Here is a 12401-nt window from a genome sequence, read left to right on the forward strand (position 1 = left end):
AACGCCAGACGGCTGTCTGGCGATTATCAGGCTTTACACACGCCCTGCATCAGCGCACTTTCCGAGCACTGGCGACCGTTGGCCAGCGAACACATACCGACGCGGCTGCCATCGAGTTGCGGCGCCATCCGTAATTGCCCGCCCGCCATTGAACAGGCTGCATACGCCGGGCTGTCCATGTTCACGGTACGTTGCCCGATATTAACGCTGTTACCTTTTTGGGGAACATCAGCCGAATCGTCATGGCTGCTGCATGCGGCTAACACCAGCACACCGGCGGCCAGTAACACGCGAAACGCAGTGATCATCTGTACTGCTCCTGAATATGACGGGGATTTTTTGCGAGTCGCCATCATATCCGACGTTTTTCGCCTGAGTCGAGCCCTTCAGTAAAATAACATCAACTTTTTCCTAAAATAATCTTAAATTTAAACACTCAGACACATTTTATTTCTACGGGTTATTTCTTTGGCTAATAAAATTAACAGTAATTAACCACTTTTTCCCCTGCATTGTCTGGAAAATATAATGATAAGGAGCTTGCATGCTGACCGACTTTTTACTTCGTATTGCCCTCGCCGGTGCCCTGGGCGGCTTAATTGGTATTGAGCGTCAGTTACGTGCCAAAGAGGCCGGTCTGCGTACTCATATACTGGTAGGGATTGGCAGCGCCATGTTTATGATTGTATCGAAATACGGCTTTGCCGATATTCTGATGCAAACTCACGTCAGCTTTGACCCGAGCCGTGTGGCGGCACAGGTGGTCAGTGGCATGGGGTTCCTTGGCGCCGGAACCATTATTATTCAGAAACAGATTGTGAAAGGTTTAACCACCGCGGCCGGACTCTGGGTGACCGCCGCCATCGGGCTGGTGATAGGTAGCGGACTCTATGAAATCGGCATCTATGGCGCGTTCATGACATTAATTGTGCTGGAGGTTTTCCGCCAGATCAGCAACCACTGGGTCGGACATCACCATTTAATTGAAATACGTCTGCTGCCGGAAAGTGTGCCGGTGGTGTTACTGGCGTTACAAAAAATGCGAATTCGTCCGGGCCATATCAAAATTAATCAGCGCGACGAAGATGACAGTAAATGTGAACTGGTTCTGGATGTGATCCTGCGGCCGAAACAAAGTGTGGATAAATTGTATGAAGCGCTGATGTCGGTGAAAGGAATAAAACGTATCGATATTAATTAATCCCCTCGGGCATTTCTTCTGTACCCTATTTAGCCGCTGTCTCAAACCGGTTGAAGCACAGCGGCTAATAATAATCCCAGTGCCTGTGGTCATTGCGTAACCACTTCAAATACCAGCTGAAATAGCCCTGCACACAATCAGGATAAATCGATTAATCCGGCCTCTGCTAAGCTTTTAACATTCTCGCCAGCAAAACGACTTTTCCGCTGGCCGCCATTATGAGCAAAGCAAAAGGTATTCCATGATCACCACTGATGGTAATAATGCAGTCGCTTCCGTGGCTTATCGCACCAATGAAGTGATTGCTATCTACCCGATCACGCCCAGTTCAACCATGGCCGAAATTGCGGGAGCCTGGTCAGGCGAAGGAAAGAAAAATCTGTGGGGCGATGTCCCGGCCGTCATGGAAATGCAGTCGGAAGCCGGTGCGATTTCTACCGTCCATGGCGCGTTACAAACCGGCGCACTGTCAACCTCGTTCACGTCGTCGCAGGGTCTGTTGCTGATGATCCCGACGCTTTACAAGCTGGCCGGTGAGCTGACGCCGTTTGTGCTGCATGTGGCGGCGCGTACCGTGGCAACCCATGCGTTGTCAATTTTTGGTGATCATTCTGATGTCATGGCCGTGCGCCAGACTGGCTGCGCCCTGCTCTCTGCGGCCAGCGTGCAGGAAGCGCAGGATTTTGCACTGATTTCTCAGGTTGCCAGTCTCAACAGCCGCGTACCCTTTATCCATTTCTTCGATGGTTTCCGTACCTCACACGAAATCAACAAAATTGCGCCGCTCAGTGATGACACCCTCCGGCTGATGTTGCCGCAGGCGCAGATTGACGCCCACCGCGCCCGCGCGCTGTCACCGGATCATCCGGTGATCCGCGGCACCTCGGCTAACCCGGACACCTATTTCCAGTCCCGTGAAGCCACTAATCCTTATTGCAATGCTACCTGCCAGCACGTTATCGACGCGATGAAGGCCTTTGCTGCCCTCACCGGTCGTGAATATAAGCCGTTCGAATATATCGGTGATCCGCAGGCTGAACGGGTGATTGTGCTGATGGGTTCCGGGATCGGCACCGCAGAAGAAGTGATTGAAACCCTGATGGCCCGCGGCGAGAAAGTGGGCGTGCTGAAAGTGCGGCTGTACCGGCCATTCAGCGCTGAATATTTGTTATCTGTGCTGCCGCAAACGGTAAAAAGCATTGCCGTGCTTGACCGCACCAAAGAACCGGGTGCGCTGGCAGAACCGTTATACCTTGATGTGATGACTGCGCTGGCGGAAGCGTATTCGCGTGGCGAACGTGATTCACTGCCAAAAGTGACCGGCGGCCGTTACGGCTTATCCTCAAAAGAATTCGGGCCGGATTGCGTGCTCGCCGTGTTCCGTGAACTGTCACTCAGCCAGCCGCGCCCGCGTTTTACCGTCGGCATTTATGACGACATCACCGGCTTGTCGCTGCCGGTCGCAGAAGAAGAGTTACCACAGCACGCGTCGCTCGAAGCCCTGTTCTACGGGCTGGGCAGCGATGGTTCCGTGTCGGCCACCAAAAACAATATCAAGATTATCGGCAACAGCACGCCAATGTACGCACAGGGTTATTTTGTTTATGACTCTAAAAAGGCCGGTGGCCTGACGGTGTCACATCTGCGCGTCAGTACAAAGCCGATCAAATCCGCCTATCTGGTGAGTCAGGCGCATTTTGTCGCCTGTCATCAGTGGCAGTTTATCGATTTGTATCAGATGGCAGAACGTCTGCGTCCGGGGGGCATTTTCCTGCTCAATACCCCGTTCAGCGCCGGTGAGGTCTGGTCACGTTTACCGCTCGAAGTACAGGCCACACTGCTTGAGCGCGGGGCGCGTTTCTATGTGATTAACGCAGCCAAAATCGCCCGCGAATGTAAACTTGGTGCACGCATTAATACCGTCATGCAGATGGCGTTTTTCCACCTGACACAGATTCTGCCGGGAGATGACGCGCTGAAAGAATTGCAGGGCGCGATTGCCCGCAGTTACCGCAGCAAAGGTGAAGAGATCGTGACCCGCAACTGGATGGCGCTGGCCGCCACGCTGGAAGAACTGGTCGCCGTGCCGCTGCAACCTGTTCCTGAAAATCCCCGCAAACGTCCGCCGATTGTGTCCGACGCAGCACCGGATTTCGTCAAAACCGTCACTGCCACTATGCTGGCAGGTCTTGGCGATGCGCTGCCGGTCTCGGCCTTCCCGCCGGATGGCACCTGGCCGACCGGCACCACCCAATGGGAAAAACGTAACATTGCCGAAGAAGTGCCGATCTGGAAGCCGGATTTGTGCACGCAATGCAATCACTGTGTCGCCGCCTGCCCGCATTCGGCGATCCGCGCCAAAGTGGTTCAGCCGGAATTTATGGCAGACGCCCCGTCTGCGCTGCAATCGCTGGATGTGAAATCCCGCGACATGCGCGGTCAGAAATATGTCTTGCAGGTCGCACCGGAAGACTGCACCGGCTGTAATCTGTGCGTTGAAGTCTGTCCGGCGAAAGACCGTCAGGATCCGTCGGTCAAAGCCATTAATATGGCGGATCGCATCACCCATCTTGAAGAAGAACGCGCCAGTTACGATTTCTTCCTTAAACTGCCGGAAATTGATAAAACCACGCTGGAACGTATTGATATCCGCACCTCTCAGTTGATCACCCCGTTGTTTGAGTACTCCGGTGCCTGTTCAGGCTGTGGTGAAACACCTTACATCAAACTGCTGACCCAGCTTTATGGCGACCGTTTGCTGATCGCTAATGCCACCGGTTGTTCCTCTATTTATGGCGGTAATCTGCCCTCAACGCCTTACACCACCAACTCTGATGGCCGTGGTCCGGCATGGGCAAACTCTCTGTTTGAAGACAACGCCGAGTTCGGGCTGGGCTTCCGCCTGACCGTTGATCAGCATCGCCGCCGCGTGCTGCGTCTGCTGACTTCACTGGAAGAGCATATTCCGGCTGACGTGCTCGGCGGACTGCGCGATGACACCTCCGCACCGGAAGTGAAACGCGGACATGTCACGGCGTTGCGTAAAATTCTGGCAGATATCGGCACACCGGATGCGCGTCAGTTATCAACGGATGCGGATTATCTGGTAGACAAATCTATCTGGCTGATTGGCGGTGACGGCTGGGCTTATGACATTGGTTTCGGCGGGCTGGATCATGTGCTGAGTCTGACCGAAAACGTCAACGTGCTGGTGCTCGATACACAATGTTATTCCAACACCGGCGGACAACAATCGAAAGCCACCCCGCTCGGCGCAGTCACGAAATTCGCCGAACAGGGCAAACGCAAATCGCGCAAAGATCTGGGGGTGAGCATGATGATGTACGGTCATGTGTATGTCGCGCAGATATCGCTCGGTGCCCAGCTTAACCAGACCGTCAAAGCTATACAGGAAGCCGAAGCGTATCCGGGGCCGTCGCTGATTATTGCGTACAGCCCGTGTGAAGAACACGGCTATGATCTGGCGCTCAGCCACGACCAGATGAAACAACTGACCACCACCGGTTTCTGGCCGCTGTACCGCTTCGATCCGCGTCGCGTGGAAGAAGGTAAACCGGCACTGACTCTCGATTCCAGACCGCCATCCGGCGGGCTGACCGATACGCTCAATAATGAGCAGCGGTTCAGAAGATTAAATGCCCAACAGCCGGAAGTGGCAGACATGTTGTATGCGGCGGCGGAGAAAGAGTTACAACAGAAATATGACTTTTTGGCCATGCTGGCGGGTAAGAAGACCGAATCAGAGTCTTGAGTCTTTTTTCTCAACTTCAAGTTCAAAGTCGTGGGCGTCGGCCCACACCGACTTGGGGGCGGCTTATCGCCGCCGCCCCCAAGACCCCCGGGCTCTTTCACTGCGCGCTCCGCTGGAGGCTATGTTTCAGCGGGCGCGGTGATAGCCGCAAAATCCCGCCGCTGCGCGGTGCCCTCCCATCGGGTTACAACCCGCGCAAAATACCGCGCGGTTTTCCACCTCTCGTCCGGCGTGATTTTGGAACCGGCCTCTGGCTTCTACTGCGCAACTTAACTGATTGTGGTTTTAAAAAAGCTGAAGGCGATTCAGAAATCTTGCTGAACGGAGCGGCTTCGAGACCTGTGGCTCGGGTCGAGCTATGCGAGACAACGTCACGAAGTGACGGCCCGAAGGGCGAGGCCACAGGCCAAGTAACACCGAGAGAAGGCACCGCGCAGCGGCAAGATTTCAAGCCTGTCACTGCGGTACCTGAAACATAGCCAGCAAGCGGTAGCGGGCAGTTAAAAAAGCGCGGAGTCCAGAGGCCCGCGCGTTACCGGGTCTCTGGTCGGTGTGGGCCGACGCCCACGGTCTTGACCTTGAAGCCCGTTTGGGTGGCAACCCAATGTCTTGACCTTAAACTAACCGGTATTCGATCCGATACTCCCCCGACCCCACCTCTGCGGTATACCCATCAGTACAGCGCACAAAATCAATCCCGTCCGCCGCCTCCACATGTTGGCCGTCTGTCAGAATCAGTGTGGCGGAGGTATTCGCCGGAATACAGACACAAAGCTTCACCTTCTGGCCGTTCACTTCCCAGCGCACACCGATTGCACCGTAAATGGACTGATAGCGGGTATCCAGCCAGCTCAGGCCGCCGCCGGTCTGTGGTCTGATGATGGCGTGTTTGAAACCCGGCTGCTCTTCATCGGCTTCAATCCCGGCCGCCACCCGGTAGAGCCATTCGCCCACCGCGCCGTAAGCATAGTGATTGAAGGAGTTCATGTCCGCGCTCCACATGCTGCCGTCCGGTTTGATGCCGTCCCAGTGTTCCCAGACCGTGGTGGCACCGGCTTTCACCTGGTACAGCCATGACGGGAAATCATCTTTCAGCAGTAAACTCCACGCCTCTTTGTTCCGGCCATTCTGGCTGAGTGCGTGACAGAAATATGGCGTGCCGACGAAGCCGGTGACTAAATGCCCGTCGTGTTCATTAAGCAGTTCTACCAGCGTATCGGTGGTGCGCTGACGGAACGCATCAGGAACCAGATTAAAGTACAGGGCCAGAATATGTGCGGTTTGCGTTCTGGCCGCCAGACGGCCGGATGGAGTGAAGAATTCCTCCTGAAAACGCCTGACAATGGCCTGATGTAAGGCATCGTAATGCTGATAGTCTTCAGTGCGGTTCAGCGCTTTCGCCGCTTTGGCAAACAATTGCGTGGAATACGCATAATACGCCGTGCACGTCAGGTCATCGGGCGTGGCACCGAAATAACTGCCCTCTTTGGCATCCAGCGCCACCCAATCGCCAAACTGTAATTTGTAATGCCAGAGGTGGTTTTCAGCATGCACGGTCATGAAATCTATCCAGCCTTTCATGCTGGCGTACTGGTTTTCCAGCACCTGCGTATCGCCATACATCAGGTACATCGTCCACGGGTTGATCACTGCGGCATCCGCCCAGGCCGATGCGGAATGGGTTCCGCCTTCGGACAGCAGCCGGTCTTTGCCACAATAGCCGGTCAGGATATCCGGGACAACGTGCGGCACACCGCCCTCAGGCGTCTGATCATAACGAAGATCGGTCAGCCATTTGGCGAAAAAATTACGGGTTTGCATCAGGTAACTCGCGGTACGGCAAAAAATCTGCGCATCGCCCGTCCAGCCCAGCCGCTCGTCGCGTTGCGGGCAGTCCGTCGGCACATCAACAAAATTACCTTTCAGCCCCCAAAGGATATTGTGATGTAGCTGATTCAGCGCCGGGTCTGAGCAGGCGAAATGCCCGGTCTGTTCCATCGAGGAGTGCAAAACAATGGCGGTGAAGTTATTCAGATCCAGCGGCGCCGGATATTGCTCAACTTTCACAAAGCGGAAACCTTGCCAGGTAAAGTGCGGATGCCAGGTCTCTTCGGCCTCGCCTTTGAGCACATACTCGGTTCGCTGTCTGGCAGTGCGCAGATTATCCAGATACACATTACCCTGCGCATCGAGCACCTCAAAGTGTCGCAATACCACTTTATCACCCGCCTTGCCGCTGGCCCTGAACGCAACCCAGCCACTGAGATTCTGGCCAAAATCAATAACAGTGTCGCCCTGCGGCGTCGTGATCAGCGCAACAGGCTTAATTTCTCCCATTTTTCTGACCGTGTTACTTCCCTGCGCCACCAGCGTGGATTTTTCATGCGCCACCACGCTGACGGGCCGCCAGCCATCTTCTGCGAAACCCTGCGCACACCAGCCGGGAGTTTCCCGGCGTGCATCGTAAATTTCACCGTCATAGATTTCTGAAAACAGAATGGCTGAATCGTATCCTTTCCAGCTTTCATCACTGACCACAATTTCACGTGAGCCATCTTTATAATTAATCATCAGCTGAGAAATAAGCGCGCTCCGTTCACCATAATAATTACGATGACGGCTGAAACCCATGTCACCTTTGTACCAGCCTGCACCTAAAATGGCACCCAGGACATTTTCACCTTTTTTCAGATGACCGGTTACCTCGTAAGTCTGATAAAGTAAATGGTTGTGATAACTCGTCCAACCCGGCGTCAGGCTATCTTCTCCGACTTTACAACCGTTGAGATGGCATTCATAAAGCCCGAGCGCACTGACATGAATAAAAGCCGACTGAATATCTGCTGCCCGGTTCAGAACAAAAGATTTCCGTAACAGTGTCGCTCTGGAATTATCTTTATCTGCCGGCGTTTCGACGGTGATGAAATCAGCCAGCCATTCACGGGGATAAAGCACGCCGGAAATCATCTCCGCAGGCGAACTCCAGGCACTGGTGTCGCCATAATTATCACGGATCTGCACCCGGATAAAATAATGCTGTGAAGAGATGAGAGTGAATTCATTCAGGGTGACATTATTAGAATATTCGCTGTCCTGCCATTCGCCCCGAAACAGGATTTTATCAAAACCCTGATCCTGGCTAATTTGGATCCGGTAAGCGGTTTGCCGGACATTTCTGTTATGGCTTGCAATTTCCCAGCCTAATACCGGAAATTCCTGCACACCGTACAATGCTGATTCCTGATTTAATGTAAGTCTGATCACTGTGAGCATATTCCTGAGTCCTCATGTAATATTGCCTGAGCGGTAAAATAAACCACTAGATTTGCTTGATAACGGATGCCGGATATTCAGATGCCGTTTCTTTAGTCACCGTACCGGCCTCGCTGTTGAATTCATTCCGTTGTTTGCCATGGAAACAGATCCAGCCGATCAACAAACCGGAAGCCACCGTAGCGGATAAAAGGGTATACAACACCAGCGGACCGGCATCGAGCAGCAGAGGCGTAATAAATGCCAGCACACCGCATAACAACCGGGAAATAGCGACGATAATACCTTGCGCAGTAGAGCGGAGCATGGTCGGGAAAGATTCCTGCGACCAGACTTTCATTATCCCTTCAAATGCCAGGCCGCTGCCTATGGCAGTAAAAAATAAGCAGCAGAACCAGGATGCGGGAGAAAATTTAAATAATACCGGCAGGAAGAATCCCCCCGCAAAACAACATGCCCCCAGAATAAATACCGGGATGCGTTTTGGTGTATCGACAAAACGCATAAACATGATCCCGGCAAATACACCGACCGGCATAGTCAGCAGGTTCCACAGTGAATGTTGCCCGACGGAAATACCCACGACATTCACCGCAATATACGTGCCAAACTGACCGCCGGTATTCGCGGCCAGATTGGTAAAGGCATAGAACAGACACAGCGCTACAAAAGGCCACAGGTATTTCCCGTGAATAAGATCCTTAAACGAGGCTTTCTGCGCACGTACCGTGACAATTCCTGCACGCCGTTCGTTTCGGGCAATCAGCCACAATGGAGACTCCGGAATTGTCCAGCGCAACGCCAGCAAAATCACGGCCACAGCGCAGACATGCAGATACATAATCTGCGCACCCGGACGCCCCCAGCCGCCGACGATGGCTGAAATCGCCATGGTTGTACCAATCCCCAAAAACCACAGTAAATTCGACAGTCCGATAATTTTCCCGCGATTTTTATCCGTTGCGGCTTCGGCAATGGTCGCCAGAGATACCGGCAAGTCTGCGCCGGTGGCCAGCCCGACCAGCAATGTGCCGGTCAGCAGCACCGGAAAGGTATTACCGAAAGCCAGCAACAGCGTACCCATAATGATCATCGCCATAGTGACAATAAAGACTTTGCGTCTGCCATAACAATCCCCCAGCCTGCCGCCCAGAAAAGCACCCAGTGCAATACTCAGCGTTAATATGCCGGAAAGTATGCCGATCTGAGCCGATGTTGTTCCTATTGCTTTCTGATAAATAACCAGGGCCGTTCCGTTTGAAACAATTGCGGCAGAATCAATATATGATGCCATGCCGGAAACCACCCCGACGTACCAGGGATTAGGTTGTTTAATGGTTGACATAATCATGTCCTTCAGAGGTAACGGTGAAAAAAATAATTCGTGAGCTGTCCTTAACACCTGCTGTTATTATGATTCCCTATTAGACGTTTCTTGTTTATGACGGTTATTATTAATAGTGCGCTTTAAGGACACTATTACTGACTCTCATTCGTTCCTGAGAGGGGGTTCTGTGAAATTGTTTTTTATAGGCCTCCGTCAGGCGGGATGTGGTGGAGAAACCGCACCGGGTAGCAATTTTGCCGACAGTTAAATCGGAGGTGCGTAATAACTCCTGGGTTTTTAATAAACGGTAACGCAACTGAAATTTTTCGGGCGTAAAGCCGGTCATTTCTTTGATAAATCTGAACATGGTTCTTTTTGCCACACCACTTTCCTCACACAAATAATCCCAGTTAATACTGCACGCGTAATTTTCGCGTAAATAATTCAGCAGATGTCGCTTGCCGGATTCTGTCGGACTGGCCCGGCATTCCCTGCGGGTGGCACATTGGTACAGCATGACTATCATCGATAAGAGATAAGATTCTGAAGCAGCAAAGTAGGCGTTATCATAACGGGTGTCCCACTGGCAGGTAATTTTATCGGTCAGTTCAGTCACTGTCGTCAGTTCCGCGTCCGTTAATCCGGTACGCCGTTTTTTTATTGAGGTGGTATATTCTTTTATCCCCGCAGTGAGTTGATCAATGTTATTGATAAAATGAAAGGGTCGTTGTTTATGCAGTAATATATTGGTAATTGATAGTTTATTGGTGGATTCATAGCAGTGGGTATCATGAGCGCTGACGATAAAAAAATCACCTTTATGAATAAATTCCACCTGGTCGTTAATGATATGAAATCCGCTGCCGTTGCGGACAATAACTAACTCATCGAATTCATGCCTGTGCACATCTTCCATCGACTGACGGTTCATATCGAATAAACTAAAAGCATGATGTTTCGAAAGGAAGAAATCACTGACCTTGAGTATTTTCATACATTCACCGGTTTAATGAATAAAATAATTAACTTTAATCAATGTGTGTAATAAAAATATATTTTCCTGATAAAATGATTAGACCGTAATAATTATGACAAGTCTATATGAGCCACTGGCACTGTGGCGTAACCGCCCGTGACATTTGTTTCATTTTTGTATCAGAAATCACTTCCGGGGATCATCAGACATAAAAATGCGCAGAAAGATCTGCGCAGCGGGGGAAATAGAATGAGACGGTTTTACTGAGCGTTATCTCTGGTGTAACCGGTGCTTATGCCCTTTCATCAGGCTCAGTGAGGCTGAAAACGCCGCGCCTTCGTCGCCGGCCATGATGGCTTCGTAAATGCGTTGATGTTCGCTGAGGCACATCCCCCCTTCTTTTGAGGAATACTCAAAAAACCATTTAAAAATGGTGGTCAGAACGTTGCCGAACGGCACGTAAAAACAGTTACCGGAAGCGATGAAGATCATCCTGTGGAACTGCGTATCGATATCCACCCAATGTTGGGCATCGAAATTTTCAGCGACGTGGCACATCTGGCGGTAAATACGCGACAGTTCAATGCGTTGCTCTTTACTGGCATTCACCGCAGCCAGCGCGGTAGCATGCGGTTCAATCGCCTTGCGGAATTCCAGAAACTGATGATAGATCTCTTCTGTCGCTTCCATGCCCTGCATCCATTCCAGCAACTGCGGATCCAGCATGTTCCATTGCGGACGCTCTTTCACACGGGTACCAATTTTGGGCCGCGACTCAAGTAACCCCTTGGAGGTCAGTAATTTCAGCGCTTCACGCAGCGCGGTGCGGCTGACGCCAAACTGTTCGCCCAGTTCAATTTCACTCGGCAGGATCGCGCCCGACGCCAGTTCGCCCGACAGAATTTTGCGGGCGATATCGCGGGCGATATGGGTATTCAGGCCACGGGTCATGCCTGCAGCGGTTTCAAACTGCATCGTCATATTCTTCCCTTTTTCCTGTGCAGGTTGCCGTCATCATAGTTCAGGCGGCGGTGAGCTGCATGCCTGCGCCGCACTGAAACTCCCGAACTGTGCGCTATGGCGCCATCTGGCCGCCATTCACATCCAGAATCTGACCGGTTATGTAGCCACTGCAGGCATGCGAGGCGAAAAACAGATAAGACGGTGCCAGCTCTTCAGCCGTGCCGAAGCGCCCCATTGCGATGGAACCGGCAATTTTCTCCCGCACTTCCGCACTTTTATCCGCATGGAAGACGGTGTCGATGGTGCCCGGCGCAATCACGTTAAAGCGGATGTTGTCCCGGGTGAACTCCTTCACCCAGTTGCGGTGCACATTGTGCAGCCAGGCTTTCGAGGCGGCGTAGAGACTGGCACCTGGCCCGCCGCCTTCCCGGCCGGCAATCGAGCCGGTGCTGATCACCGAGGTGGTTCTGCCGCTCTGTTTCGCCGCGTGACGCAAATGCGGAATGGCAAATTTCGTCACCATCAGCGCCGAACGGGCATTAAGATCCATCACGTGGTCATAAAAATCATCATCGATGTTTTCCAGCCCCTGCCGTCCGCCGAGTCCGCCTGCGTTATTGACCAGCACATCAATGCCGCCAAACCGTTCGACAAAGTTCGCCACCAGCGTTTCGCATTCTGCAGACTTTGTGACATCTGCGCCAAAATAGACCACCTCACCGCCGTTTGTAGCGATTTCTGTCGCCAGTTTGTCGAGACTGGCATCATGACGGTGGCCGTTAATACCGACTTTTGCGCCTGCCGCCGCGAACGCTTTTGCCGCAGCCAGCCCGATGCCTTTGGTTGAACCGGTGATCAGGACTCGCTGACCTTTCAAATCGTTAAACAT

The 12401-nt window shown here is 52.4% G+C and carries 8 protein-coding genes; 2 read left to right on the forward strand and 6 right to left on the reverse strand.

All coding sequences use genetic code 11. From position 1 onward, the window contains the following. Nucleotides 1-26: 26 nt before the first annotated feature. Nucleotides 27-308 carry a putative hemolysin gene (locus tag J1781_RS22955; RefSeq protein ID WP_129951175.1) on the reverse strand — a complete coding sequence of 94 codons (282 nt, stop codon included), beginning with the start codon at nt 306-308 and terminating at the stop codon, nt 27-29. 236 nt (nt 309-544) lie between these two features. Here J1781_RS22955 and J1781_RS22960 point away from each other — a divergent pair, with 236 nt between their 5' ends. After that, complete coding sequence (locus tag J1781_RS22960) at nt 545-1201, forward strand: MgtC/SapB family protein (protein ID WP_217234251.1); 657 nt, start codon at nt 545-547, stop codon at nt 1199-1201. Between the two features lie 241 nt (nt 1202-1442). Then, the gene (gene nifJ, locus J1781_RS22965; protein ID WP_217234252.1) at nt 1443-4973 is read left to right on the forward strand and encodes a pyruvate:ferredoxin (flavodoxin) oxidoreductase; all 3531 of its coding nucleotides are present in this window, start codon (nt 1443-1445) and stop codon (nt 4971-4973) included. Between the two features lie 615 nt (nt 4974-5588). Here nifJ and J1781_RS22970 read toward each other — a convergent pair. The 5 genes from J1781_RS22970 to J1781_RS22990 all read right to left on the reverse strand — a co-directional run bounded on the left by J1781_RS22970 (nt 5589) and on the right by J1781_RS22990 (nt 12401). Further along, entirely contained in the window at nt 5589-8246 is a 2658-nt protein-coding gene (locus J1781_RS22970; RefSeq protein ID WP_217234253.1) for a family 78 glycoside hydrolase catalytic domain, read from the reverse strand. Between the two features lie 46 nt (nt 8247-8292). Further along, nucleotides 8293-9591 carry an MFS transporter gene (locus J1781_RS22975; protein ID WP_129951171.1) on the reverse strand — a complete coding sequence of 433 codons (1299 nt, stop codon included), beginning with the start codon at nt 9589-9591 and terminating at the stop codon, nt 8293-8295. A gap of 109 nt (nt 9592-9700) precedes the next feature. Then, complete coding sequence (locus J1781_RS22980; protein WP_217234254.1) at nt 9701-10567, reverse strand: helix-turn-helix domain-containing protein; 867 nt, start codon at nt 10565-10567, stop codon at nt 9701-9703. Nucleotides 10568-10819: 252 nt separating this feature from the next. Then, a complete protein-coding gene (locus J1781_RS22985; RefSeq protein WP_129951169.1) occupies nt 10820-11530 on the reverse strand; it encodes a FadR/GntR family transcriptional regulator in 711 nt (236 codons plus the stop codon). Between the two features lie 94 nt (nt 11531-11624). Next, nucleotides 11625-12401 (reverse strand): SDR family NAD(P)-dependent oxidoreductase, encoded by a 777-nt coding sequence (locus tag J1781_RS22990; protein WP_129951168.1) that lies wholly within the window; start codon nt 12399-12401, stop codon nt 11625-11627.

Origin of the sequence: Rahnella perminowiae (assembly GCF_019049695.1) — a bacterium.
Classification (GTDB): Bacteria; Pseudomonadota; Gammaproteobacteria; order Enterobacterales; family Enterobacteriaceae; genus Rahnella; species Rahnella perminowiae.

Excerpts from the sequence above, each read along its gene's own strand:
- J1781_RS22955 (WP_129951175.1), bottom strand. The coding sequence starts at position 308 with ATGATCACTGCGTTTCGCGTGTTACTGGCCGCCGGTGTGCTGGTGTTA.
- J1781_RS22960 (WP_217234251.1), top strand. The coding sequence starts at position 545 with ATGCTGACCGACTTTTTACTTCGTATTGCCCTCGCCGGTGCCCTGGGC.
- nifJ (WP_217234252.1), top strand. The coding sequence starts at position 1,443 with ATGATCACCACTGATGGTAATAATGCAGTCGCTTCCGTGGCTTATCGC.
- J1781_RS22970 (WP_217234253.1), bottom strand. The coding sequence starts at position 8,246 with ATGCTCACAGTGATCAGACTTACATTAAATCAGGAATCAGCATTGTAC.
- J1781_RS22975 (WP_129951171.1), bottom strand. The coding sequence starts at position 9,591 with ATGTCAACCATTAAACAACCTAATCCCTGGTACGTCGGGGTGGTTTCC.
- J1781_RS22980 (WP_217234254.1), bottom strand. The coding sequence starts at position 10,567 with ATGAAAATACTCAAGGTCAGTGATTTCTTCCTTTCGAAACATCATGCT.
- J1781_RS22985 (WP_129951169.1), bottom strand. The coding sequence starts at position 11,530 with ATGACGATGCAGTTTGAAACCGCTGCAGGCATGACCCGTGGCCTGAAT.
- J1781_RS22990 (WP_129951168.1), bottom strand. The coding sequence starts at position 12,401 with ATGTTTAACGATTTGAAAGGTCAGCGAGTCCTGATCACCGGTTCAACC.